The sequence below is a fragment of the Roseovarius sp. MS2 genome (assembly GCF_051447875.1).
GTDB classification, from domain to species: Bacteria; Pseudomonadota; Alphaproteobacteria; order Rhodobacterales; family Rhodobacteraceae; genus Roseovarius; species Roseovarius mucosus_A.
Window position 1 is genome coordinate 531,970 of record NZ_JBKHVF010000001.1, and the last position, 26,065, is coordinate 558,034.

Annotated in this window: 20 protein-coding genes and 2 pseudogenes; 7 read left to right on the forward strand and 15 right to left on the reverse strand. The window is 61.6% G+C overall.

The window, feature by feature from the left end:
- Positions 1–53 precede the first annotated feature (53 nt).
- The 4 genes from ACLGGT_RS02745 to ACLGGT_RS02760 all read right to left on the reverse strand — a co-directional run bounded on the left by ACLGGT_RS02745 (position 54) and on the right by ACLGGT_RS02760 (position 4,879).
- Positions 54–1,223, reverse strand: coding sequence for a DNA recombination protein RmuC (locus tag ACLGGT_RS02745; RefSeq protein ID WP_008279096.1), 1,170 nt, complete (start codon positions 1,221–1,223; stop codon positions 54–56).
- Positions 1,220–3,055: a DNA mismatch repair endonuclease MutL gene (gene mutL / locus ACLGGT_RS02750; protein ID WP_437194998.1), complete on the reverse strand. Its 1,836-nt coding sequence runs from the start codon at positions 3,053–3,055 to the stop codon at positions 1,220–1,222. Before mutL ends, ACLGGT_RS02745 begins: the two co-directional genes overlap by 4 nt.
- Positions 3,056–3,180: 125 nt before the next feature.
- Positions 3,181–4,515, reverse strand: coding sequence for an ammonium transporter (locus ACLGGT_RS02755; RefSeq protein ID WP_081506830.1), 1,335 nt, complete (start codon positions 4,513–4,515; stop codon positions 3,181–3,183).
- Positions 4,516–4,540: 25 nt separating this feature from the next.
- Complete coding sequence (locus tag ACLGGT_RS02760; RefSeq protein ID WP_008279099.1) at positions 4,541–4,879, reverse strand: P-II family nitrogen regulator; 339 nt, start codon at positions 4,877–4,879, stop codon at positions 4,541–4,543.
- Between the two features lie 255 nt (positions 4,880–5,134).
- Here ACLGGT_RS02760 and ACLGGT_RS02765 point away from each other — a divergent pair, with 255 nt between their 5' ends.
- Positions 5,135–7,285: a transglycosylase domain-containing protein gene (locus tag ACLGGT_RS02765; protein WP_437194999.1), complete on the forward strand. Its 2,151-nt coding sequence runs from the start codon at positions 5,135–5,137 to the stop codon at positions 7,283–7,285.
- 52 nt (positions 7,286–7,337) lie between these two features.
- On the opposite strand, the gene ACLGGT_RS02770 is transcribed toward ACLGGT_RS02765, so the two are convergent.
- Positions 7,338–7,943 (reverse strand): MlaC/ttg2D family ABC transporter substrate-binding protein, encoded by a 606-nt coding sequence (locus ACLGGT_RS02770; protein ID WP_008279101.1) that lies wholly within the window; start codon positions 7,941–7,943, stop codon positions 7,338–7,340.
- Positions 7,933–8,748 carry an MlaA family lipoprotein gene (locus ACLGGT_RS02775; protein WP_081506833.1) on the reverse strand — a complete coding sequence of 272 codons (816 nt, stop codon included), beginning with the start codon at positions 8,746–8,748 and terminating at the stop codon, positions 7,933–7,935. The genes ACLGGT_RS02770 and ACLGGT_RS02775 overlap by 11 nt, the downstream gene beginning before the upstream one ends.
- A gap of 160 nt (positions 8,749–8,908) precedes the next feature.
- On the opposite strand from ACLGGT_RS02775, the pseudogene ACLGGT_RS02780 reads away from it, so the two are divergent.
- Positions 8,909–10,641, forward strand: a pseudogene (locus ACLGGT_RS02780) (type I secretion system permease/ATPase).
- The gene (locus ACLGGT_RS02785) at positions 10,638–11,945 is read left to right on the forward strand and encodes an HlyD family type I secretion periplasmic adaptor subunit (RefSeq protein ID WP_081506834.1); all 1,308 of its coding nucleotides are present in this window, start codon (positions 10,638–10,640) and stop codon (positions 11,943–11,945) included. The pseudogene ACLGGT_RS02780 and the gene ACLGGT_RS02785 overlap by 4 nt, the downstream one beginning before the upstream one ends.
- Positions 11,946–11,954: 9 nt before the next feature.
- Here ACLGGT_RS02785 and ACLGGT_RS02790 read toward each other — a convergent pair whose 3' ends face one another.
- The 9 genes from ACLGGT_RS02790 to coxB form a co-directional block, all read right to left on the reverse strand.
- Positions 11,955–12,539, reverse strand: coding sequence for a GNAT family N-acetyltransferase (locus ACLGGT_RS02790; RefSeq protein WP_198133559.1), 585 nt, complete (start codon positions 12,537–12,539; stop codon positions 11,955–11,957).
- A 2-nt stretch (positions 12,540–12,541) separates the two neighbouring features.
- On the reverse strand, positions 12,542–13,804 hold the full coding sequence (locus ACLGGT_RS02795; RefSeq protein ID WP_037296648.1) for a M16 family metallopeptidase: 1,263 nt from the start codon (positions 13,802–13,804) through the stop codon (positions 12,542–12,544).
- Positions 13,801–15,189 (reverse strand): threonine synthase, encoded by a 1,389-nt coding sequence (thrC, locus tag ACLGGT_RS02800; protein ID WP_437195000.1) that lies wholly within the window; start codon positions 15,187–15,189, stop codon positions 13,801–13,803. The genes ACLGGT_RS02795 and thrC overlap by 4 nt, the downstream gene beginning before the upstream one ends.
- Complete coding sequence (locus ACLGGT_RS02805) at positions 15,186–15,869, reverse strand: SURF1 family protein (RefSeq protein WP_008279108.1); 684 nt, start codon at positions 15,867–15,869, stop codon at positions 15,186–15,188. Before ACLGGT_RS02805 ends, thrC begins: the two co-directional genes overlap by 4 nt.
- A 101-nt stretch (positions 15,870–15,970) precedes the next feature.
- Positions 15,971–16,771 carry a cytochrome c oxidase subunit 3 gene (locus ACLGGT_RS02810; protein ID WP_008279109.1) on the reverse strand — a complete coding sequence of 267 codons (801 nt, stop codon included), beginning with the start codon at positions 16,769–16,771 and terminating at the stop codon, positions 15,971–15,973.
- A 25-nt stretch (positions 16,772–16,796) separates the two neighbouring features.
- Entirely contained in the window at positions 16,797–17,378 is a 582-nt protein-coding gene (locus ACLGGT_RS02815) for a cytochrome c oxidase assembly protein (RefSeq protein ID WP_008279110.1), read from the reverse strand.
- Positions 17,378–17,542, reverse strand: a complete 165-nt coding sequence (locus ACLGGT_RS02820) for a hypothetical protein (protein WP_008279111.1) — start codon at positions 17,540–17,542, stop codon at positions 17,378–17,380. The genes ACLGGT_RS02815 and ACLGGT_RS02820 overlap by 1 nt, the downstream gene beginning before the upstream one ends.
- Entirely contained in the window at positions 17,539–18,495 is a 957-nt protein-coding gene (gene cyoE / locus ACLGGT_RS02825) for a heme o synthase (RefSeq protein ID WP_437195001.1), read from the reverse strand. The genes ACLGGT_RS02820 and cyoE overlap by 4 nt, the downstream gene beginning before the upstream one ends.
- A gap of 87 nt (positions 18,496–18,582) precedes the next feature.
- Positions 18,583–19,467: a cytochrome c oxidase subunit II gene (gene coxB, locus ACLGGT_RS02830; RefSeq protein ID WP_037296651.1), complete on the reverse strand. Its 885-nt coding sequence runs from the start codon at positions 19,465–19,467 to the stop codon at positions 18,583–18,585.
- Positions 19,468–19,667: 200 nt separating this feature from the next.
- Here coxB and tldD point away from each other — a divergent pair, with 200 nt between their 5' ends.
- From tldD to topA, 4 genes and pseudogenes are all read left to right on the forward strand, one after another.
- The gene (tldD, locus tag ACLGGT_RS02835) at positions 19,668–21,089 is read left to right on the forward strand and encodes a metalloprotease TldD (protein ID WP_437195003.1); all 1,422 of its coding nucleotides are present in this window, start codon (positions 19,668–19,670) and stop codon (positions 21,087–21,089) included.
- Between the two features lie 130 nt (positions 21,090–21,219).
- Positions 21,220–21,720 (forward strand): VOC family protein, encoded by a 501-nt coding sequence (locus tag ACLGGT_RS02840; RefSeq protein ID WP_437195004.1) that lies wholly within the window; start codon positions 21,220–21,222, stop codon positions 21,718–21,720.
- Positions 21,721–21,977: 257 nt separating this feature from the next.
- Positions 21,978–23,134 (forward strand): annotated as a pseudogene (gene dprA / locus ACLGGT_RS02845) (DNA-processing protein DprA).
- 100 nt (positions 23,135–23,234) lie between these two features.
- Positions 23,235–25,940 (forward strand): type I DNA topoisomerase, encoded by a 2,706-nt coding sequence (gene topA / locus ACLGGT_RS02850; protein WP_437195005.1) that lies wholly within the window; start codon positions 23,235–23,237, stop codon positions 25,938–25,940.
- Positions 25,941–26,065 lie beyond the last annotated feature (125 nt).

Genomic DNA, 26,065 nt, shown 5'->3' on the forward strand with positions numbered 1-26,065 from the left:
AAGATAGCACGGTTTGCCGCGACGTCACCTTGCAGAACCAGAGCGAAAGCCCCTTAGCTGCCCTTGACCAGCGGCACGATGGCCGGATCGGTCTCGGGGGCCAGTTCCTCGAAATCGAAATTATCCAGCCGTCGCGCCCGTCGTCCCGCCTTGTCTGCCGAAATCCGGATTTCCGCCACATCCTTGGCCGCCAGAGTGAAATGCCGGTCCAGGTTTTCAACCCGTGCGCCCAACCGCTCCACATCCGCGAACAAAAGGCCTAGTTCCCGCCGGATTGCCCCCGCCTGCTCGCGCATTCGCGCATCCTTGAGGATTGCGCGCATGGTGTTGAGCGTGGCCATGCAGGTTGTGGGTGACACGATCCAAACCCGCGCGGCAAAGCCATCGCGCACCACTTCCGGGAAATTGGCGTGCAACTCGGCATAGACCGCCTCAGAGGGCAGGAACATCAGCGCGCCATCGGCGGTCTCGCCCTCGAGGATGTATTTCTCGGAAATATCCTTGATATGCTTGCGCACCGCCGTGCGCATACCTCGCGCCGCCTCGGCCAATTCCCCGTCAGTCTTGGCCCGGCGCAGCGCCTCATAGGCCTCCAACGGGAATTTACTGTCAATGCAAATTGGCCCAGGTGGATTGGGCAGATGAATAAGACAATCCGCCCGCCTCCCATTCGACAGCGTCGCTTGCAATGTGTAACTGTCCGACGGCAGCGCCTTGGTGACAATATCCGTCAGCTGAATTTCCCCAAACGCCCCCCGTGTCTGCTTGTTCGACAGGATATCCTGCAACGACAGCACATCACCCGAGAGCTTGGTGATATTGTCCTGCGCCTTGTCGATGGCTTGCAGGCGCTGCTGCAATTCCCCAAGCGATTGCGCCGTGCGCCGCGAGGTGCCTTGCAGGTTCTCGGTCATGGCATGGCTTACCTGCGCCAACCGCTTTTCCATCAGTTGCAACAGATGCGATTGCGCCGCCGCCTGCGCCTCGGACACATGGTTTAGGCCACCGGCAAGCTGATGCTGCCCATCCGACAGCCCCTGCACCCGCTGCCCCAATTGCCCCATCTGATAGGCGAGCGGCTCTGCCAGCCGCGCCGACCGATTGGCGGCGCGCAGCGCAAGGATGAGCAGCAGAAGGATCAGCAGCAACACCGCCGCGCCGATCACCACTGCCACAACGGCGGGATCGTCAAACGCATAGGTCTGACCGCCAATCTGGATCATGTGCGCCCGAACAGCCGTTCAATATCCGATAGCCGCAATTCCACATAGGTCGGCCGCCCGTGGTTGCATTGCCCCGACATCGGCGTGCGCTCCATCTCGCGCAAAAGGGCGTTCATCTCGTCCGCGCTCATCCGGCGACCTGACCGGACCGAGCCATGACAGGCCACGCGGCTCAGGATCGCGTCGATCCGCAATTTCAACGTGCCGCTTGCGCCCTGATCCTGCAACTCGTCCAAGATATCGCGCAAAAGCGCCTTGGCGTTGACCGGCCCCAGAATGGCTGGGGTTTCGCGCACCGCAAGGCTGCCCGACCCAAACGGTTCGATCCCCAGCCCCATCCCGGCCAACTCTTCGGCATGGTCCATCAACAACGCGCAATCGGCTTCGGAAAGATCGACAATCTCAGGGATCAGCAGCGCTTGCGCCGCGATCCCGCTCTCGGCCATCTGGCGTTTCAGCCGCTCATACACCAGACGCTCATGGGCGGCGTGCTGATCGACAATGACCATGCCGGTCTCGGTCTGGGCGATGATGTAATTCTCATGCACCTGCGCCCGCGCGGCCCCAAGCGGCAACGCCGTGGCGGGCTGTTCCTCTACCTCCGGCTCTGGCGCGCTCTCAACCCGCGCGCTCCAATCCGCGCCCATATCGGCAAAACCGGGCGCTTGTGCCTGATAGGCCAGGCTGCGTGCCTGCGGAGACGGGCGGTCCATCTGATAGATGCGCCCCGCCGGTTCCGCCCGAAACGCGCCCAAGGTGGCCCCCGCCACCGTGGTTGACGCGCGATGCCCCGCCTCCGCCAAGGCATGCCGCAACCCCGATACGATCAGCCCCCGCGCCAGCCCCGGATCGCGAAACCGCACCTCGGATTTCGCCGGATGCACGTTCACATCAACCAGCACAGGATCACAGTTCAGAAACAGCGCCGCAGCCGGGTGCCGATCCCGGCTGAGCACATCCTGATAGGCAGCACGCAGCGCGCCATAAAGCATCTTGTCCCGCACCGGGCGACCATTGACAAAGAGATACTGCGCCACCGCTGATCCCCGCGCATAAGTGGGCAGCGCGGCATAGCCGGTCAGGCGCAGCCCCTCGCGCGTGGCATCAATCTTCAGCGCATTTTCGGCGAACTCCGCCCCCAGAACCCGCGCCAATCGCCCGTGCAGCGCGTCAAACAAATCGCCGCTTTCAGGATCGGCACGAAACACGATCCGCCCTTCGCCCCCGCCAGACACATCGCGCAGGGTGAACCCCACAAACGGCTCCGCCATCGCCAACCGCTTGACCGTATCGGCAATCGCCTGCGCCTCTGCCCGGTCCGAGCGCATGAACTTAAGCCGCGCGGGCGTGGCGTAAAACAGATCGCGCAGCGTCACCACCGTACCACTGTTCAACGCGGCGGGTTTGACCGCCCCCATCTGCCCACCGGCAACGGTCATCTCAGCCGCCTCTGCACCCGCACGCGACACAATCGTCAGCCGCCCGACCGCCCCCAAGGACGGCAACGCCTCGCCACGAAACCCAAAGGAATGAATATTCAAAAGGTCCGTGCCGTCGATCTTGGACGTGGCATGCCGCGCAAGCGCCAGTGGCAACTCATCCGGCGTCATGCCACAGCCATCATCGCTGACGCGGATCAGCGTCTTGCCCCCATCGGCATAGCTCACTTCAATCCGGGTGGCCCCGGCATCAAGCGCGTTTTCCACCAATTCCTTGACCGCCGAGGCAGGCCGCTCCACCACCTCTCCCGCCGCAATGCGATTGATCGCCCCCTCGTCCAACTGACGAATTTGAGGGCGGTCTGCGCGTATCTTGGGGTTGTGGCTGTTCATACCGCTAGACTTAGCACAGATCGCCACGATTCTGCCAGAGAGGGCATCAAACCCCGCACAGAATAAAAAGCCCGGGCGCGAACGCCCGGGCAAGCTCTCTCAAGATCTGTCAGGAAGGAGAAGGATCAGCTCTTGGAGAATTCAGGATAGGCTTCCATGCCCATTTCCGCCATGTCGAGCCCGTTGATCTCGGTCTCTTGATCGACCCGCAGACCCATGGTGCCCTTGATGATCAGCCAGATCACGATGCTGACGGTAAAGGTAAAGGCACCGTAGGCAAAGATCCCCAGAAGCTGCGTGCCGAGGCTGGCCTCGCCATAGAAGACCACGGCAAGCGTGCCCCAGATACCGGCGAGCAAGTGAACCGGGATGGCACCAACCACATCGTCGATCTTGAACTTGTCAAGCATGGGCACGGCCAAGACCACGATCACACCGCCAACAGCCCCGATCCAAAGTGCGCCGAACAGGCTCGGTGCAAGCGGCTCTGCGGTGATCGACACCAGACCCGCCAATGCGCCGTTGAGAACCATGGTCAGGTCAGGCTTTTTGTAGAGCACTTGGGTCAGGATCAGCGCAGCAATCGAACCCGCAGCCGCCGCCATATTGGTATTGGCAAAGATCCGCGACACGTCCGAAACATCGCCCACGGTGCCCATCGCCAATTGCGAACCACCGTTAAAGCCGAACCAACCCAGCCACAGGATGAATGTGCCCAAAGTGGCAAGCGCAAGGTTCGAACCCGGCATCGGCGTGACCTTGCCATCTTTGCCATATTTGCCAAGACGCGGCCCCAGGATGATCGCCCCCGCCAGAGCAGCCCAGCCACCCACGGAATGCACAACGGTCGAGCCAGCAAAGTCAGAGAACCCAGCCTCAGACAACCAGCCGCCGCCCCACTGCCAGGACCCGGAAATCGGATACATGAACCCGGTCAGCACGATGACAAACACAAGGAACGGCCAAAGCTTGATCCGCTCCGCCAGTGCGCCCGACACGATCGACGCTGTGGCCGCGACAAACACCAGTTGGAAGAAGAAGTCAGAACCGATCGAGGCATAATCAAGCGCCGCATCCGCCGCCGCAACCCCTACCGGGTCCAGCTCGGTCATGGCAAAGAACGGCCCGACCCAACCGGCCACCAGCCAGCCATCGCCGGGATACATCAGGTTAAAGCCGACCAGCCAGTACATGATCGTTGCAAAGGAATAGAGGACGATGTTCTTGGTCATCTGCATCGTGACGTTCTTGGACCGCACCAGCCCGCCTTCGAGCATGGCAAAACCCGCCGCCATGAAGAACACCAAAAAGCCCGCCATGCAGAACAGCAGCGTCGTCATGATATAGGGGCCGATTTCATCAAAGCTGGGCACGGCCTCAGCCGCCGCCTCTTGGGTCAGCCCCATCTGCGGCAGCGCAATCAGCGTTGCGGCAAGGCCGAGTTTTAGCATGGAATTCATTGTGTTTATCCTTTCCCCTGCGCGCTCAAAGCGCGTCATCGTTGGTTTCGCCGGTGCGCACGCGCACGGCTTGCTGGATGTCGAGCACGAAGATCTTGCCGTCACCGATCTTGCCGGTACGGGCGGTCTTGGTGATGGTCTCGACCACCTGATCGGCCATCGCGGCAGAAACCGCGATTTCCAGCTTGATCTTGGGCACGAAATTCACGGCGTATTCCGCACCGCGATAGATTTCCGTGTGGCCGGATTGCGAGCCAAAGCCCTTGATCTCTGTCACCATCATGCCGCGTACGCCGATGTCGGTCAGCGCCTCGCGGACCTCTTCCAGCTTGAACGGCTTTATCGTTGCAATGATGAGTTTCACGTCTGCCCCTTTCGGTTTGCGGTGTCTCAGCGCGTTGTTTGCACATGCAGAAAAGGCGCAGATGGCAGAGTCTGGAAGGGTCAAGGCAGGAATCCGCCGCCTAAATTCACCACATATGCTTAAAATTTGTGCTGAAATATTAATTTGCGTATTTTTTACGCACATCGGAAATCACGATCCGCGCGCGCGGGGTCTCTACTTTTGCGATCCCGCATTATAAACTGTCCCAAACACACAAGGCCGAGCAGGGCAGCAATGAGCACGACAGGACCGAAAAAACCGCCTCTGGTGGCCCCCAAGCGCAGCGCCAAGGCGCCGTCCAAACCAAAACCCGCGCGCAAGGCCAAAAGCACGCCGCGTCGCGCCCGCGCGCGCTCCAATAACGTGGTCGTGCGGTTGGTCGGCGGGCTGCTACGCTGGATATTCGGCGTGCTCTGGTGGATTACCTGGCGGGTAACGGCCGTGGTCACTGTGGTCGTGGGCGTGATGGTGGCCATCACCTACACCAGCCTGCCCGAATTCCAGACCCTGATGGATGGCCGCGCCAAGGGCTCTGTCACCCTGCTGGATCACGACGGAGAGGTCTTTGCCTGGCGCGGCGATCAGTTTGGTGGCATCGTCACCGCCGAAACCGTCAGCCCGCATCTCAAGAATGCCGTGATCGCCACCGAGGACCGCCGATTTTATCTGCATCCCGGCGTTGACCCCATCGGTATTGCCAGCGCCATCCGCATCAACCTGAACGAGGGGCGCGGCCCGTTGCAGGGCAACGGCGGCTCGACCATCACGCAGCAGACCGCGAAACTGCTCTGCTTTGGCAATGCCTATAATGCCAGCGAATGGAAGAGCGAGGCCGAATACATCTCCGACTGTCGCCGCTCCTCGCTCTCGCGCAAAGCCCGCGAGGCAGTCTACGCCCTGGCGATGGAGGTAAAATACACCAAGAACCAGATCCTCTCGGTCTATCTCAACCGCGCCTATCTGGGTGGCGGGGCCTATGGGGCCGAGGCCGCAGCCCAACGCTATTTCGGCAAATCCGCCGCCACGCTCAACCCCGCCGAGGGCGCGATGATTGCAGGTCTCTTGACAGCACCCTCGACCCTCGCACCGACCGCAAATCTCGAACGCTCGCGCAACCGCGCCTCGGTCGTGGTGGGCCTAATGCGCCGTCAGGGCTATCTCAGCGATCAAGAGGCGGCCTTGGCCCTCGCCAACCCTGCCGAACTCTCCGAGGCCGCCGAACGGCAGGCAGGCGGCTATTTCGCCGATTGGGTCATGGCGTCGGGGCCCGAGTTTTTCACCCGCGACACCACCGAAGACGTGATCATCCGCACCACTTTGGATCAGCGCGTGCAAACCGCCGCCGAAGAGGCGCTGACCTATATCTTTGACGAAAAAGTGCGCGAAGGTTCCAAGGCGCAGGCCGCGATTGTCGTCATGTCCGCCGATGGTGCGGTGCGTGGCATGGTGGGCGGGCGCAAAACCAAGGTGGTGGGTGCCTTCAACCGCGCCACTCAGGCCAAACGCCAGACCGGATCAGCCTTCAAGCCCTTCGTCTACGCCACGGCCGTGGAACTTGGCTACAGCTACGATTCAGTTGTCGTGGACGAACCCTACTGCCTCAATATCCCCGGCTCTGGCCGCTGGTGCCCGGAAAACTACACCCGCGACTACAAAGGTCGCGTGTCGCTGACCGAGGCGCTCGCGCAATCCCTCAATATCCCGGCGGTCAAAATCTCCGAGAGTGTCGGGCGTGACCTCGTGCGCAAAGTGGCCAGCGATTTTGGCATCGACAGCGATTTGGCCGCAGGCCCGGCCTTGGCGCTTGGGGCCTCTGAAAGCACGCTTTTGGAAATGACAGGCGCTTATGCGGGCATTCTCAACGGCGGCTCCTCTGTCACGCCCTATGGCCTAGTCGAACTGAAGCTCTTGGGCGAGAACGAGCCCTTGATGGGCACCGGCGGTGGCATCGGCGAGCGCGTCATTCAGGAAAGTGCCGCGCAGGAACTCATCTACATGATGACCAAGGTGATCGAAGGTGGCACCGGCGGTCGCGCCCGCCTGCCGGGCCGCGAGGCTGCTGGCAAAACCGGCACCACACAGGCCGCCCGCGATGCTTGGTTTTTGGGTTTTACCGCCGATTATGTGGCCGGGGTCTGGATGGGCTATGATGACAACACCCCGCTTAGCGGCGTCACTGGCGGTGGTCTTCCGGCTGAAATCTGGCAGGAAACCATGACGCGCGTGCATGAGGGCATTGATCCCAAACCCCTGCCGATGCTGCGCCCGCAACCCCGCCCCGCCCCGGCACCCGCGCCAGCCCCGCAGGACCAGCAACGCCGCGCGCCGGTGGCCAGCGACAATCCGATCGAAAACATCCTGCGCAGCATCTTTGGCGGAAACTGAAAACGGCGCCCAAACAGGGCGCCGTTCACGACGAACCAAAATGTAAAACGCCTCAGCCCGCTTGCTTGAGATCCGCAATCAGCGCGTTCACATCGCCATTGCGGCGATCCAGCATCGCGCCAATCTCGGTGCGCTCGCTCAGCCGCAGGCTGATGCCCTCGATGATCATATCGAAAAACAGATCCTTGCCCGAGCGGTCTGACACGAGGAAACTTACCTCGAACGGCGATTGCCCGCGAAGATAGGCCGTGGATTTCACCTCGTGCCACGATTTCACCGGCTTGACCGAGTTCACCTCGATGCGCCCCCCCGCGAATTCATTGAACCGCTTGCCATATTTCCGCGCGATATAGCCCCGGAACGCTTCGGTAAAGGCACGCATCTGCGCCGATGATACCCGGTTGGCATCCGCCCCGAGGGTAGACCGCGCAATGATATTCACATCGGCATAGGTGCTGAAAATACGCTCGAAATCCGCGATCATGCCCGATATCGGCTTACCCGATGCGATGACGCGGTTGATGTTCACCACAACCTCATCCACCAGCGACCGCGCGCGCGCATCATCGAGCGCCCACCCGGTGCTGGGCAGGGCAGCCAACGCGGTCACGGCAAAACCCGAGGTCATGAAATGGCGGCGGGTGATGTCACTCAGCATAGGGATCCTCCAAAGGTGTGGACGGCTCAAGACTACCGTAAGGGTCGTCATAGACACTATCAGCCGTGCCGCCCAGTTTGAAGCGTCGGTTTTGCAGGAAGATCGAGCGCGACTGCGCATAGCTGTCGGCACTCTCGTAAAGAATGGCGTCAATCGTCTCGCTGAACTTCTCGCGCTTGGATAGGCCAGCGGCCACACCCGCCCCGGTTCCAACCAGATTAGCCGGCGATTCAAGTATGTAACTCAAGGGGTTGGTGAAAAGATCAACCGCAATGCCCCAGGTATCCCGCTCTGTCGAAGGACCCAAGACCGGCAGTTCTACATAGGCCCCTTCCCGCGCGCCCCAAACGTGCAAAGTTTCGCCGAAGTCGGTATTGGTGCCCGCGGCCATACCCATTTCGCTGGCCGGATCGAACAGACCGCCAAGGCCGAAGGTGGTGTTTACAACCAGACGCGCGGTGTCCTGAAACGCCCCACGCATATTTAGCTGCAAGACATTGTTCACGATATCACTCGGCAGCGATAGGTTGGTCGAGAACCGCCCGATGACCGTCTCGATATCGTCGGGAATGGCCGCACTATATCCCTTGGCCACCGGCCGCACGAGCGAACGGTCAAACCCTCGGTTGAACTCATGCACACCACGGTTTTGCGACTCATACGGGTCGAAAACATCGCGCGTGGCCTCTGACGGATCAGGGCGCGCGCAGGCGCTCAGCGCGACGACACCTGTAAGGGCGATCACCCGCAACGCGGAACCGGACGAGATATGGAAAGATGGCAACTGCAATGGTTTATCCGTCATTAAACGAGTCTCTGCCTTACATAAACTATAGCCCGAACAAACCCATCATCCTACGCCCCATGTTCACAATGCTGTGGCAGAATGGTGACATTCCCTGTAAGGAAAGACAGGATTGCTTTGGATCACTTAAAGACTTGAACACTAAAGACGGAATACAGATTTGGACAAGATGAAACTGGAAGCGGGCCGCCAAGAATTGCGCGCGGCCCGACGCGAAAGCCGTAGTCTCTACTGGTTTGTTGGCATCTTCAGCTTTTTCGCCAATCTTCTGATGTTGACCGGCCCAATCTACATGTTGCAGGTCTATGACCGCGTCCTCAGCAGCCGCTCGGTGGAAACCCTGATCGCTCTCTCGGTGCTGGTTTTATTTCTCTATACGATGATGGGTCTGCTCGATTATGCCCGTGGCCGCATCATGGGGCGGGTCGGCGCGCGCTTTCAGGCGCGTTTGGACCGGCGGGTATTCGACGCGGTGATTCGCAAATCGGCCATCCAACCCGATGCCAACACCGCCACCGGCCTGCGCGATCTGGAATCAATCCAGCGGCTGATGACATCGCCCGTGCTTCTGGCGATTTTCGACATGCCATGGGCCCCGTTCTTTCTGGCCGCGATCTGGGTGTTTCACCCTTGGCTTGGCATTCTCGCTCTTGCCGGGGGGCGCTTTTGGTTGTTGTCACCCTGATCAATCAGGTCGTGACCCGCAAACCCACCGGACAGGCCAATAACGCAAGCGTTCAGGCCGAATCAATTTCCGAACAATTGCGCAACGAATCCGAGATGATTCAGGCCATGGGCATGCGCGACGCGGCCTTTGATCGCTGGCAAGCCGCGCGTGGCCGCGCCCTCTCGACCGCGATCGAGGCCGCTGATCTGGGCGGCACCTTCACCACCTCTACCAAGGCGCTGCGCCTTCTTCTTCAATCGGCGATGCTGGGTCTGGGCGCGTGGCTCGTACTGCGCGGAGAGCTGACGCCCGGTGCCATGATCGCAGGCTCGATCCTGATGGGCCGCGCCCTTGCCCCCATCGAGCAGGCCATCGGCCAATGGGCGCTGGTGCAACGCGCCGCCAAAGGCTGGGAAAGCCTGGCGGAACTCCTCGGCTCTGTTCCCCCTGAACAACCGCGCACGCCCCTGCCCCGCCCCAAGGCGCGGCTGGAAGTGAGCCAACTCACCATGGTCCCGCCGGGTGAAAGCCAGGCCGTGCTCAAAACACTCAGCTTCAAGATCGAACCGGGTCAGGCCGTGGGCGTGATCGGCCCTTCGGGGGCGGGCAAATCCACCCTCGCCCGCGCCATCACCGGCGTCTGGCGGCCTGCAGGCGGCAAGATCCGCCTCGATGGCGCAACCCTCGACCAATACGCCCCCAATGTGCTGGGTGAGTTGATCGGCTATCTGCCACAGCGCGTGCAGCTCTTTGACGGCACCATCGCCGACAACATCGCCCGCTTGGCCGCCCAGCCGGACCCCGCCAAGATCGTCGCCGCCGCGCGCAAGGCCGACGCCCATGAGATGATCCTAAAACTGCCCAACGGCTATGACACCCGCGTCAGCGCCAGCGGCGGGCGGCTCTCGGGCGGGCAGATGCAGCGCATCGGCCTTGCCCGCGCCATGTATGGCGATCCCATGATCCTTGTGCTGGATGAACCCAATTCCAATCTCGACAACGAAGGCAGCGAAGCGGTCAATCTCGCCATCCGCAGCTTCAAGGCCGAAGGCAAGGCCGTGATCGTGGTTGCCCACCGTCCCGCCGCGATCAAGGAATGCGATATGCTGCTGATGCTTGAGGCCGGCGTTATGCGCGCCTTTGGCCCGCGTGAAAAAGTGCTCAAGGATGTGCTCCAGAACCATCAACAAGTCACCGAGTCCACCGGCCCCGGAGGTGTGCGATGAGCGCCCCGAACGATAGCGCATGGTCGGCGCGCAAGCCGCTGATCATCGGTCTCATCGGCCTTGTTCTGCTGGTGGGCGGTTTTGGGACATGGGCCGCGTTCACCCAGATTTCCGGGGCGATTATCGCACCGGGGCGCATCGAGGTGGATCAAAATCGGCAGGTCGTCCAACACCCCGACGGTGGCGTCGTTTCCGCCATCGAGATCAAAGAGGGCGACAAGGTCAGCGCCGGTCAGGTGCTTGTCCGGCTTGATCCCAACGAGTTGCAATCCGAACTCTCGATCATCGAAAACCAGCTTGCCGAACTCATGGCTCGCCGTGGCCGCCTAGAGGCCGAGCGCGACGGGCGCGACGCCCTGAAATTCGATCCGCTCCTCATTGAACTGTCAGCGCAGAACGCCGACGCCGCCGATCTGATGACCGGGCAAAAGACCCTGTTCGAGGCCCGCGCCCAGACCGTCGCCGCCGAGATTGACCAACTCGACAAGCGGCGCGGCCAGATTTCCAACCAGATCGAGGGCATTGAGGCCCAGCAAGTGGCCCTTGCCCGCCAGCTTGAACTGATCGAACTGGAACTGACCGATCAACAATCGCTGCTGGATCGTGGGCTGGCGCAAGCGACCCGCGTGCTCGGGCTGCAACGCGAACAGGCGCGGCTCAGCGGCACCATGGGCGATCTTGCCGCCCAAAAGGCCGAGGCCGAAGGCCGCATCACCGAAATCGAAATCTCGATTCTCAAACTGGGCACAGACCGGCGCGAAGAGGCCATCACCACCCTGCGGGATCTGCAGTTCCGCGAGCTTGAATTGCGCGAACAACGCCGCGCCCTGATCGAACAAATGGGGCGGCTCGACATCCCCGCGCCAGTCTCGGGCGTGGTTTATAACCTGCAGGTCTTTGCCCAACGCTCGGTCATCCGGCCCGCCGATCCGGTGCTCTTCATCGTGCCACAGGACCGCCCGCTGGTGATCAACGCCCGCGTCGACAGCATCCATGTCGATAAACTCTTTGTCGGACAGGAAGTCACGCTGCGCTTCTCCGCGCTCGATCAACGCACCACGCCAGAACTCTTTGGGCGCGTCACCCAGATTTCCGCCGATGCCTTCGAGGATGAGGCCACGCGCGCCAGCTATTACCGCGCCGAAATCGTGCTGAGCGAAGGCGAGCAGGCCCGCTTGCCCGAGGGCACCACCCTTATCCCCGGCATGCCGGTCGAGGCGTTCATCCGCACCGCCGACCGCACACCGCTGGCTTATCTGGTCAAACCCTTCACCGATTATCTGGCCAAGGCATTCCGCGAGTAACCCGTGGGATCACCCCACATCCGTGCGCCCGCGCCGGTCTGCCCGCAACTGCGCATAAAGAACATGCGTCCGCCAACGCCCGTTGATCTGCAAATAGCTCTGCGCGACACCTTCGTATTTGAAGCCGCATTTTTCCAGCAGCGCCCGCGACGCCTGATTTTCCGGCAGGCAGGCCGCCTCGATTCGGCTTAGGTCCAGCCGGTCAAAGGCATAGTGCACCACCCCGGCAATCGCCTCGCGCATATAGCCCTGCCGCGCATAGGCTTGGCCGATCCAATAGCCCAGCGTGCCCGCCTGCGCCGGACCCCGCCGAATATTGTCCAGCGTGATCGCCCCCAATAACGCCTGATCCTCGCGCCGCACCAAAAAAAGCGGCATTGCGCTGCCATTGGAAATCGAGCGTTGCGCCCACCAGACCCGGTTGGAAAACCCTTTGCGCGCCAGATGATCCACGGCCCAAAGCGGCTCCCACGGGGTCAGGAAATCCGCACTCTCCGCGCGCAACGCGCTCCAGTCCCGATAATCGCCGATCACCGGCTGCCGCAGGCTGAGACGCTCGGTCTCGATCCTGAGCTTGCGGCGCGGCAAAAGCATCATCAGGCAGCGCGCCTCGCATCAAGGGCGGCCAGCGTCGGGGCCTGTTCCACCGGACCATAAAGCGCCAGCGCCGCAGGGGCCTGCGCCACCGTGCTCTCGGCCAGCCGCCGCACATCCGCAAGCGTCACCGCGTCAATGCGTTCCACAACCTCTGGCAGGGTTGGCACCCGTCCCCAGATTTGCAGCATCCGCGCCAGCCGTTCGGCCCGGTTGCTCGGGCTCTCCAGCCCCATCAGCAATCCGGCCTTCATCTGCGCCCGCGCCCGCTCGACCTCGGCGGCGCTCATATCTTCGGCGGCACGCTTCATCTCGTCGATGGTGATCCCTGCCAGATCACCCAATTGCTCGCCCGATGTGCCTGCATAGATCGTCATCATGCCGGTATCTGAATAGGCCCCGGCCTGCGCATAGATCGAATAACACAGCCCCCGCCGCTCGCGGATCTCCTGAAACAGCCGCGACGACATCGACCCACCAAGGGCAGAGGCATAGATTTGCGCGGTGTAAATATCGGGATGCGCGTAATCCGGGCTCTCGAAGGCCAGCGCGAAATGCGCCTGCTCCAGGTCCTTGACATGCCGCGTCTCGCCCCCTGCAAACCGCGCCACCGGCGGCTCGATTGCATGGCTTGGGATCATGTCACCAAACACGCCTTCAGCCATGCGCACGAGGGCCTCGTGATCTACCGCCCCCGCCGCCGACAGCACCATCTGACCGGGCCGGTAATATTGATCCACGAACCGTTCCAGATCGGGCCGGTCAAAGCCGCGCACCCGCTCTTCCGCGCCCAGAATGGTGCGTCCCAGCGGATGATCGGGATAGGCCTTTTCCTGCAACCAGTCGAAAATGATGTCATCCGGTGTATCCGCCGCCTGACCGATCTCTTGCAGGATCACACCGCGCTCTACCTCGATCTCACGCGGATCGAAGACCGGGTTACGCAGGATATCCGACACCACATCCAAGGCCAGCGGCACATCTTCCTTGAGGACGCGCACGTAATAGGCCGTCACCTCGCGGCTGGTATAGGCGTTGATATAGCCGCCCACATCCTCAATCGCCTCGGCGATCTGCAAGGCCGAACGCCGCTTGGTCCCCTTAAAGGCCATATGCTCCAGAAAATGCGCGATGCCATTCTGGCTGGCCTCTTCATGGCGCGCGCCGGCCAGCACCCAGACGCCGATGGCCGCCGATTGCAGGCCGGGCATATGTTCCGAGACGATGCGAAACCCGTTGGGAAGGGTGGTCAGTTGGACACTCAATTGGCGATCCGTTCCTTGATCAATGTTTCAATGGCGCTCAGGTCGTTCTCGACCCGCGTCACACGTTCATCCCGCTCATACAGGTCCGCCATACGCTCGGGCAAGGGGGGGTGAATCCCGCTCGCCTCTTCCACCGCAGCCGGGAATTTCGCAGGATGCGCTGTGGCCAGCGTGATCATCGGCACGCCCGCATGCCGCTCTGCCTCGGCCACATGCACGCCCACCGCGCTATGGGGGCACAGCAACTCGCCACTCGCGGCCCATGTATCGCGAATAGCGGTGCGGGTGTCTTCTTCGCTACAACGCCCGCTGTCGAAGGTCTCGCGCAGCGCCTCCAGCGCGCCTTGGCTCACGCTAAATCCGCCCGCCTTCAATGCTTCCATCTCCTGCGCCACGGCGTTCCCATCCTGCCCATAGGCATAGAAGAGCGCGCGCTCGAAATTCGAAGACACCTGAATATCCATCGACGGGCTGATCGACGGGGCCACGCCATCGGGGCGATACTCTCCCGTGCTCAGACAGCGGTGCAGAATATCGTTCTGATTGGTCGCCACCACCAGCCGGTCAATCGGCAGGCCCATCCGCTTGGCGATATAGCCCGCGAAGACATCGCCGAAATTCCCCGTCGGCACCGTGAAACTGACCTTGCGGTCCGGCGCACCAAGACTGACAGCCGACGTAAAGTAATACACCACCTGCGCCAGAACCCGCGCCCAGTTGATGCTGTTCACACCCGCCAGACGCACACCGTCGCGGAACTCGAAATCGTTGAACATGTCCTTGACGCGCGCCTGGGCATCGTCGAAATGCCCGTCGATGGCCAGCGCGTGCACATTGCCCTCAACCGGCGTTGTCATCTGCCGCCGCTGCACCTCGGACACCCGGCCATGCGGATAGAGGATGAACACATCCACCGCATCCAGACCCCGAAACGCCTCAATCGCCGCAGAGCCGGTATCGCCGGAGGTCGCCCCCACAATGCTCACCCGTTGGCCAGAGCGCTTGAGCGAGAACTCGAACATCTGCCCAATAAGCTGCATGGCGAAATCCTTGAACGCCAGCGTCGGGCCGTGGAACAGCTCCAGCAGGAAATGACCGCTATTCAATTGCTTGAGCGGCGCCCGAGCCGCATGGCCAAAGCCCGCATAGGCCCGCGCGATGATCCCGCGAAACTCCTCGTCGGTAAAGGCATCGCCGATGAACGGCCGCATCACTCGAAACGCCGCCTCCTCATAGCTCACGCCCTCGAGTGCGCGTATATCCTCGGCGCGCATCACCGGAATGCTCTCGGGCAGATAGAGCCCACCATCGCGCGCCAACCCCGTCAGCATCGCCTCTTCGAAACTCAGCGTGGGCGCGCGGCCCCGTGTCGAGATGTATTTCACGTCTTGCCTCTCTCTGCCTGCCGCATGCGCCAGATGAAAACCCCGGTCATCGCGGCCCATATGGCGGCCAGCGAAAACCATGTGATCGCGTAACTCAGGTGATCGTTGGGAATACCGCTTGTGTCTACCGGCAAGGGCGACACGCCCACCTCCGGCACCGACAGCCTGCGCGCCACCACCAAAACCGGCTCTGTATCCAGCACGTCAGCCATCTGTGCGATGTCGCGAGCAAACCATATATTGCCCGCCACATCGTTTTCGGGCGTGGAACTCAGCCGCTCGTCGGGCCAGTGCAGATTGCCCTGAACCGTGACCATCCCCTCCGGCGGGGCCGGAATATCGGCGCTCACCTTGATGAACCCCCGGTCAAGCAGAACCCGGCGCGCCCCGGTGTCCAAAACGGAAATCACCCGATATCCCGCGCCGACCTGCTTTTGACTGACCAGCACCCGCAGCGCCGTATCGCCAATCTGCCCCGTAACCTCAACCGGCAGATAGCGATCTGCCTCTGGCTCTGCGGCGTCGGGCAACCCCACCGGCGGCGCGGCGATATGTGCTGCGATATCCGCCAACACGCCCTCTTTCCATGCCAGCCGGTCGACCTGCCATTTGCCCAACCCAATCAGCACCGCCACACCGGCAATGCCAAAGATCAGGGGGATCAGAACGCTTTTCCGCATGGCTCACTCTCAAAAGGAAAATGCGGGGAAAGGAAACCCCCCGCATCTTTTTCTTGCTTCAAATATTCGCGCCGCAGGCACCGATCTTATTTAAAAGATCGTCACGCGCCCCAGATGTAGATCGCGGCGAACAGGAACAGCCAGACCACATCGACAAAGTGCCAATACCAAGCGGCCGCTTCAAAGCCCACGTGCTGTTGCGGCGTGAAATGCCCCTTTTGCACCCGGATCAGGCAGACAAAGAGGAAAATCGTACCGATCACCACATGCGCCCCGTGAAAGCCCGTCGCCATAAAGAAGTTGGCACCGTAGATATTGCCGGAAAAGCCAAAGGCCGCGTGGCTATATTCATAGGCCTGGAACACGGTAAAGATCGCACCCAGCGCAATCGCGATCATCAGCCCGCGCTTTACGTCCTGACGATTGTTCTCATGCACCAGCGCATGGTGTGCCCATGTCGCAGCACAGCCCGAGCAGAGCAGGATCAGCGTATTGATCAGCGGCAGATGCCAAGGATCAAAGGTCTCGATCCCGACAGGCGGCCAGACGCCATCGACCATCGGAGAGTTTTCGCCCATCGGATACATGGCATGCTTGAAAAAGCTCCAGAACCACGCGGCAAAGAACATCACTTCGGACATGATGAACATGATAAAGCCATAGCGCAGGCCGATCCGCACGACCGGAGTGTGATCGCCGGTCTGCCCCTCGTTCACCACATCGGCCCACCAGCCGAACATGACGTAAAGCACGCCGACCAGACCCGCCAAGAGCATCCAAGGCCCATGATCGTGAAAGAACAGGACCGCCCCAAAGAGCATGACGAACCCCGCCAAAGAGCCGAGCAACGGCCAGATTGAGGGGGGCAGAATGTGGTAATCGTGGTTTTTCTCGTGTGCCATCTTTGTCTTATCCCTCGTCGAAGGCTCAGTTCAGGTTTTTATCGTTGTTGGTCCCCTGCTCAAGCGCGGCTTGCTCCTCGGGCAGGTCAATTTCGTGGAACGTGTAGGACAGCGTGATCGTATGTACGTATTTCGCGTCACGGTCGGTCACGATCTCTGGGTCGACGTAAAAGGTCACGGGCATCTGAACCCGCTCACCCGGCTGTAGCACCTGTTGTTCAAAACAGAAACAGTCGATCTTGGTGAAAAAGCCACCCGCCTCATAGGGCGTGACATTATAGCTGGCTGATCCGGCGACTGCGCGGTCAGTGGGGTTGTAGGCCTCGTAAAAGGCCAGCCCTGTCTCACCGATGCGAATTTCCATCTGGCGCTCCATGGGTTTGAATTCCCAAGGCATATCGCGCTCTTTGCTGGCGTCGAACCGCACTTTGACGGTTTGCTCCAGAACATCGTCGCTTGCCACTTCTGACACGCCTGTCGCCCCGCCAAAGCCAGTCACGCGGCAAAACCAGTCGTAGAACGGCACCGACGCCCAAGCGAGCCCGCCCATCAGGACGACCACGCCAACAGTCTGGGTCACGGTCTTGAATTTCGGATCAAGCGCCATCAATTCTCCCCCTGTTCGATCTTGGGCACGGCGAATCCATCGTCCGAGACTTTGGCAATCGTCATGCCGAACACCAGCGCAACAAACCCTGCCAGCACAAGGCCAAGGCCCAGATTGCGGCCAAACCGGCGCTTGTGCAGCTCATGTTCCTCGCGAAAGCTCATGACCAGCCACCCAAGCCAAACCCGCCCAGCGCCGCCTCGGCAAGAATGGCCGTGAAATGCGCGAAAAGATACCAGAGCGACAGCTTGAACGCCCGCTTTTCGACGCGGTAGTTATCGGCCTCCGCCTGATCCTCATCCCGCCGCCAGATCGCAACCGCGTCCCGCAGAAAGAGCGCGTTAAAGACCACCGCAACCGCCAGATACACCGGCCCGCCGATCCCGGTGAACGCAGCCCCAATCGCCAGCGCCGCCAAGAGCACCGTGTAAACAAGGATATGCACCCGCGTCGCGCGCCGCCCATGCGTCACCGTCAGCATCGGCACGCCCGCCGTGTCGTAATCGCCGCGCATGAACAGTGCCAGCGCCCAGAAATGCGGCGGCGTCCACATGAAAATCAGCGCAAACATCAGCACCGATTCAAGGCTCACCGTGCCCGTCACCGCAGCCCAGCCAATCATCGGAGGGAACGCACCCGCAGCACCACCAATGACGATATTCTGCGGCGTCCAACGCTTCAGCCCGATGGTATAGATGACCACGTAAAAGAAAATCGTAAAGGCCAAGATGCCAGCCGCCAACGCGTTGGTCGCCAGCCACAGCATGACCACCGACATCACCGCCAGCGTGATCCCAAAGGCAAAGGCCTCGTCCCGCGTGACCTTGCCCGCCGGAATGGGCCGCTTTTGCGTGCGCTTCATCAGCGCATCAATATCCGATTCCCACCACATATTGAGCGCGCCCGCAGCGCCGCCGCCTACAGCAATGAAGAGGATCGCCGCAAAACCGATGACCGGATGCACGCCCACCGGCGCCGCCAAAAGACCGACCAGCGCCGTAAACACCACCAGCGTCATCACCCGCGGCTTGAGCAGGGCAAAGAAATCGCCAAATCCGGCCTCACCCTCCTGGGCGCGGCTGACGGGGCTGGCTGTGTTCAGGCTCGCATCGCTCATTTCAGTCTCCGGCCAAGGGGCGCAAGGGCTGCGCCCCTTACGTGGCATGATTGGGGCGCGGACAGATTGCGCGCACCCCGGTCTGCTTTAGTCAGCCTGCGCCACATCCACGGACCGCGGCGTACCGGCATATTCCTCGATCGCGCCATCCAGCCACTCGGCATAGGCCTCTTCGCTCACCACCTTGACGGTGATCGGCATATAGGCATGGGCCTGACCGCAAAGCTCTGAACACTGGCCAAAGTACACGCCTTCCTTCTCGGCATTGAACCAAAGCTGCGCCAGACGCCCCGGCACCGCATCCTGCTTCACGCCAAAGGCGGGGATGGTCCAGCTGTGAATCACATCTGCGCCAGTCACGGTCATGACAACGGTCTTGCCCACGGGCACGACGACCGAGGTATCGGTAGCCAGCAGGAACTCATCCTTGCTGTAACCGGCCTCGATCAGCTGCGCCTCGACTTCGGGGGTCATGCGGTTGTCGCCACCCGTCGCCGGGGCACCGATCATATAGCTGTCAAAGGCAAAATCGTGGTCGGTATATTCATAGCCCCAGTACCACTGATAGCCCGTCACCTTGATGTTGATCTCGCCCTCGGGAATTTCCTGCTGCTTGAACAGCACCGGCAACGAGAAGGCCCCGATAAAGACAAGGATCACGATGGGAATGATCGTCCAGGCAATCTCGATCGGCGAGTTATGCGTGAAACTGGCCGGTGTTGCATTGGTCTTGCGGTTGTAGCGGATCATGACGATCACCAGCAACGCGGTCACAAAGATCACGATCGCGATGATGATCACGTTGATCATCCCGTCCAGCCATTGCAAATCCCGCGCAAGCTCGGTTGCCGCCGGCTGAAAGCCCATCTTGCCGTCAACGGGCTTTCCTACGATCTCAAGCCCCTCTTGAGCCATGGCAGGAAGGGCGAGAAAGGCGGTCATGGCCGCCATAAGGCTGGAAGTTAGTCGCATTTTACACCCTGATCGGTTAAAGCGGTTCATGTCTTTTTGCGAAGGTCACCCCGCCGCCCGGCGGAATCCCATTGTCTCGGTGTCGTCTAAAACCATATTCTGCCTGAAACGACAAGAAAGACCATTGCGGCAAACGGACGCTTTTTTGATTTAAATCAAATTAACGCGCCCCCGGACCGCGCCGCAGAGAGAGAATCCCAATGACCGACACCGCCTTTCGCCCTTTCGAGACCCTGCTCGACCGTGCCACCGCCCTGTCCCGCCTGCGTGAGGCGACCCATGGGGCCGACGATGGCGAGCTCTTCTTTGAACGCCGCCGCGCCGAAGGGCTGATGTTCGACGATGGCCGGGTCAAGACCGCGTCCTATGACGCCTCCGAGGGGTTGGGCCTGCGCGCCGTGCGTGGCGAGGTTACGGGCTACGCACATTCCTCCGAAGTGACCGAGGCCGCGCTCAAACGCGCGGTAGAAACCGCCCGCTTGGCCGTCGGCGCAGGCGGGGGCACCCTGGCAGCCGGGCCCACGCCTACGAATCGCCGCCTCTATACCGATGCCGATCCCATCGCCGGGGCCAGTTTCCCGGTGAAACTCGACACCCTGCGCGAGATTGACGCCTTCGCGCGCGGCCTTGATCCCCGCGTGGTGCAGGTCACAGCCTCGATTGCCGCGTCGTTGCAAGAGGTCGTGATCCTGCGCCCCGATGGCCAAGACCTGCAAGACATTCGCCCCATGACCCGCGTCAATGTCTCGATCATCGTCGAGCAAGAGGGCCGCCGCGAAAGCGGCAGCGCCGGGGGCGGCGGGCGCGTCGGTCTTGACGGCCTGCTTGATCCCGCCGACTGGCAGGCCAAGACCCAAGAGGCGCTGCGCGTGGCCCTCGTCAACCTCCGTGCCGAACCGGCACCCGCAGGCACCATGGATGTTGTACTTGGCCCCGGCTGGCCCGGTATCCTCTTGCACGAGGCCATCGGCCACGGGCTTGAGGGCGATTTCAATCGCAAAGGCTCCTCTGCTTTTGCCGGTCTCATGGGCCAACGTATCGCGTCCCCCGGCGTCACCGTTCTGGATGATGGCACCCTCCCCGACCGGCGCGGCAGCATCACCATCGACGACGAAGGCACGCCCTCCGCCCGCAATGTCCTGATCGAGGATGGCATTCTGGTGGGCTATATGCAGGATCGCCAGAATGCCCGCCTGATGGGCGTGGCCCCCACCGGCAACGGACGCCGCGAAAGCTATGCCCACGCGCCCATGCCGCGCATGACCAACACCTATATGCTGGGCGGAGACGCCACACCGGGCGATCTGGTGGCCGAGTTGAAGGACGGCATCTATGCCGTGGGCTTTGGCGGCGGGCAGGTCGATATCACCAACGGCAAATTCGTCTTTTCCTGCACCGAGGCCTACCGCGTCAAAGACGGCAAGATCGGCGCGCCCGTCAAAGGGGCCACCCTCATCGGCGACGGCGCCACCGCGCTCCAGCAAATCCGGGGCTTGGGCAATGACATGACGCTTGATCCCGGCATGGGAAATTGCGGCAAACAGGGCCAATGGGTGCCCGTGGGCGTGGGCCAACCCACAGTGCTGATCGGCGGGTTGACGGTAGGGGGGTCGGCGGCGTGAGGAACAAGGCGCGAAACGCCCTCACCTTATGAACAGCCATTGTCAGCCTGTATCGTCCCCCCTTTTTCCTTGACCTCTAGCGGTCAGGTACGACGCTACTGGACACAAGCGTGCGTCTGCGGAGAACGGGATGACATTTGCAATCAACCCTCTGGTGCCCGAGTTGTGGTGCTCAGGCTTCGAGGTCTCCTTCGAGTTTTACACCAATATCCTTGGCTTCGAGGTCGCCCAACAAAGAGGGCACGACCCCCACGCCTATCTGACATTACACGGCGCGCAAATCATGCTCGCGCATTGGCAATTGGATGGCACTTGGGTGCCGTGGCAACCAGATCACATGGATCACCCCTATGGCCGAGGCGTCAACTTTCAATTCATGGTTCCGGACGTCGATAAATTGTATGAGACGGTCCTGTCTCGCGGCGCGAAGCCATTGATCACCATCTACGAAGCCGACATCTGGAAAACGGACTGCATGGACACGCGGCGTCAGTTTTTGATCATGGACCCGGATGGTTACGTCCTACGTTTCGCAACAAGCGTGCGCAACCGGGCCGTGACCGACACAGACCGCGCAAAGCTGGATGCACAATATAGCGTTGGGCAGTCTGATCAGACGCCGGATCGCTGAAACGCGGCGGCCTCTACCTCTTAATTCTCAGAATGCATCGCCCCATCGCTTAACACATGCGCCCTTTGGCCCCTTGCCTGCCATCTGCCTCGGACGCCTTGCCGACCTGCCCCAAGCCTCAAACCAAAAATAATCAATATTAAATATCATATACTTAAGTAATTTTTTCCAAAAATCTATGACTCACCCAGGCACGGTTTACCATGCGTTAACCCTCTTCACGCTATCCATGGTCTTGCAAGCAGGCGAGGTCACGGATGCCCAAACTTACTCATCCTCCCACTCACCCCCCACTCCCACCCACCACGGAAGATGACCGGGTGTCGTGGCTTCGCCTCTTGCGCTCTCGCCGGGTCGGTCCGGCCACCTTTCACCGCCTGCTGGCGGAACATGGCAGCGCTCAGGCGGCGCTTGCCGCCCTGCCCGAGGTGGCCCGCGCCGCCGGTGTGCCCGATTACACCCCCTGCCCCCCGGCGTGGCCGAGGCCGAGTTGCGCGCAGGCCACGCAGTCGGCGCGCGGCTCCTCACCTTGGCAGACCCCGGCTTTCCAACCCAGTTGAAGGACATCTCCGATTGCCCCCCGCTTCTCTGGGTGATGGGTGATGCGGCCCTTCTTGCCCGCCCGATGATCGCCCTTGTGGGCGCGCGAAACGCCTCGTCCTTGGGAACGCGCATGGCCAGATCACTGGCCGCCGATCTCTCGGCGCGGGGCTATCTGATCGTTTCAGGCCTCGCACGTGGCGTTGATACCGCGGCACATCTGGGCAGTCTTGAGGCGGGCACCATCGCGGTCATGGCCGGCGGGGTGGATGTCATCTATCCGGCAGAGAATACCAAACTCGCGGGCGATATCCTCGCCTCCGGCCTGCGCCTCTCGGAACAGCCCATCGGCCTTATCCCGCAAGCCCGGCATTTTCCCAGCCGCAACCGGCTGGTCAGTGGCTTGGCACAGGCGGTGGTCGTGGTCGAGGCTGCCGCGAAATCCGGCTCGCTCATCACCGCCCGCACCGCGCTCGATCAAGGGCGCGAGGTGATGGCCGTGCCCGGCCACCCGATTGATGCCCGCGCCAGCGGCTGCAATATGCTGATCCGCGACGGGGCCACCCTGATCCGCAACGCCGAGGATGTGATCGACGCGCTACCACAGGTGCCAAGCATCGCAACAGCATCCCAGACCGAATTGCCCCTGCCCCCCACGCCCACACTCCGCGACATCGCGGGCCTTCACGCCCAGATCCTCAACCGTCTCGGGCCCTCTCCTCTGGCCGAGGATCAGCTCATCCGCGATCTGGCCACCCCGGCCCACCGGGTCGCCCCCGCGCTTCTTGACCTCGAACTTGACGGGCGCATCACACGGCATCCGGGCGGCCTTCTGGCCCTCGCGCAATCGCCAATACACTGCATAGGGTCATAAGGTCGCGCTCTTGCAACCCTTACGGCCAGATTGACAATTCCCCTTGCCAGCCCACATGGTGCGCCGCCATAAGCCTCGACCAGAGCCGGAAGGAGTGCCCATGCCCGTTGTCGTTGTCGAATCGCCCGCCAAAGCCAAGACGATCAACAAGTATCTGGGCGACGGTTACACGGTTCTGGCAAGCTATGGCCATGTGCGCGACCTGCCCGCCAAGGATGGATCGGTCGATACCGAGAACGGCTTTGACATGACATGGGAGGTGGGCCCCGACAGCCGCAAGCACGTCAAGGCCATCGCCGACGCCCTCAAGGATGATAACGCCCTTATCCTCGCCACCGACCCCGACCGCGAAGGCGAGGCCATTAGCTGGCACCTTGAAGAGACCCTTCGCAAACGCAAGGCGATCAACAAAGACACGCCCGTTAGCCGCGTGGTGTTCAACGCCATCACCAAATCCGCCGTGACCGAGGCGATGAAAAATCCCCGTCAGGTCGATGCGCCCTTGGTCGAGGCCTATCTCGCACGCCGCGCGCTGGACTACCTCGTGGGTTTCAACCTTAGCCCGGTGCTCTGGCGCAAACTGCCCGGCGCACGCTCGGCGGGGCGTGTGCAATCGGTCTGCCTGCGCCTCATCGTCGAGCGCGAGATGGAAATCGAGGCGTTCACAGCCCGCGAATACTGGTCCGTCAAGGCGCTGCTGACCACGCCGCGCGGCCAAGACTATGAGGCGCGGCTGGTCTCCCTTGCGGGCAAGAAGCTCGATAAATTCGATCTGGAGAACGCCACTCAGGCCGAAATGGCGGTGCAGGCCATCACCTCCCGCGCCCTCACCGTCACCTCGGTCGAGGCGAAACCGGCCAGCCGCAATCCCTCCGCCCCCTTTATGACTTCGACGCTGCAACAAGAGGCCAGCCGCAAATTCGGCATGGGCGCCAAGCAGTGCATGTCCGCCGCGCAACGGCTCTATGAGGCGGGATATATCACCTATATGCGTACCGACGGGATCGACATGGCGCCCGAGGCCGTGATGGCCGCGCGCGATGCGATCAAGGATCGGTTTGGCCCGGAATATCTGCCGAAATCGCCCCGCATGTACAAAAACAAGGCCAAGAACGCCCAAGAGGCGCATGAATGTATCCGCCCCACAGACATGACGCGCGACGCGGGCCATATCAAAACCTCTGACGCAGATCAGCGCAAGCTTTACGATCTCATCTGGAAACGCACCCTCGCCTGCCAGATGGAGGCCGCTCGCATGGAGCGCACCACCGTCGAGATCGGCAGCAATGATGGTCAGGTCGGCCTGCGCGCCACCGGACAGGTGATGCTCTTCGAGGGCTTTCTCAAAGTCTATGAAGAGGGCCGCGATGATGTCCCCACCGGCGACGACGACGATGGCCGCCTGCCCCAGATCATGCAGGGCGAGCCCGCCGCCTTTGCCAAATCGTCGCTGCGCAGCGAATTTGCCCGCGCCAGCGATGGGGCCGAAACAACCGCCGCCGTGCTCTCGCCCAACGAATCCATTCTTGGCCTGCAACACTTTACCCAAGCGCCGCCCCGCTACACCGAGGCGACCTTGGTCAAGAAAATGGAAGAACTGGGCATCGGCCGCCCCTCGACCTATGCCAGCGTCCTGACCACGATTCAGGACCGTGAATATGTCCGCAAGGAACAAAACCGCCTCTTCCCAGAGGATAAGGGCCGCATTGTCACGATCTTTCTGATCAACTTCTTCCGCAAATACGTGGGCTACGAATTCACCGCCAATCTCGAAGAGGATCTGGATCGCGTCAGCGCTGGCGAGGCGGATTACAAAGAAATCCTCGCCCGCTTCTGGCGCGATTTCTCCGCCGCAATCGCCGAAACCTCGGAATTGCGCATCACCGAAGTGCTCGATGTGCTCGACGCGGCCCTCTCTCCCACGCTTTACCCTCCGCGTGAGGATGGCAGCGACCCGCGCCAATGCCCGCTCTGCGGCACGGGTCAGCTGCATGTGAAAACCTCGCGCTCCGGCGGGTTTGTCGGCTGCGGCAATTATCCCGAATGCCGCTACACCCGCCCGATTGGCGGCGATGCTGGGGAAAATGGCGACCGTATCTTGGGGCAAGATGAGGCGGGCAACGAAATTTCCCTGCGCTCTGGCCGCTTTGGCCCTTACGTGCAACGCGGCGAGGCGACCGAAGAGAACAAAAAGCCCGACCGCGCCAGCCTGCCCAAAGGCTGGACAGCCGAGGCCATGACGCTGGAAAAGGCGCTTACCCTGCTCAGCCTGCCGCGTGACGTGGGCCAACACCCCGAGGGCGGGATGATTTCCGCCAATTTCGGGCGTTTCGGCCCCTATCTCATGCATCAACTGCCGGACGAGGCCAAGCCCGTCTACGCCAATCTCAAAGACCCCAACGACGTGTTTGAAATCGGCATGAATCGCGCCGTCGAACTCTTGGCCGCCAAACGTGCCAACCCCGGCGGGCGCGGGCGCGCGGCGGCCAAGGCGCTGCGCGATCTGGGCGAACACCCCGAGAATGGCGGCCCGATCCAGATCCTCGAAGGGCGCTACGGCCCCTATATCAAATGGGACAAGGTCAATGCCACCCTGCCCAAGGGCACAGAACCTGACGATGTGACCATGGAAATGGCCGTCGCCGCGATTGCCGCCAAGGCCACAAAGCCGGGCAAAGCGCGAAAGACCGCCGCCAAAGCCACGACCGCCAAGAAACCGGCCGCGAAAAAGGCTGCGCCCAAAAAGGCCACCACCACCAAGGCTGCGGCCAAGGCCCCCGCCAAACGCGCCGCCGCCGGGAAATAACCCGGCGCGGCCCCCACACCTACGTAGAAATCCCTATTCCGATGCGATGGCACGCGGGCCGCGTTGACTCGCGCCCGGCTTGCGCCGCATAGGAAGGTTAAACCACTGTCTGGAGGAGGTTCCAC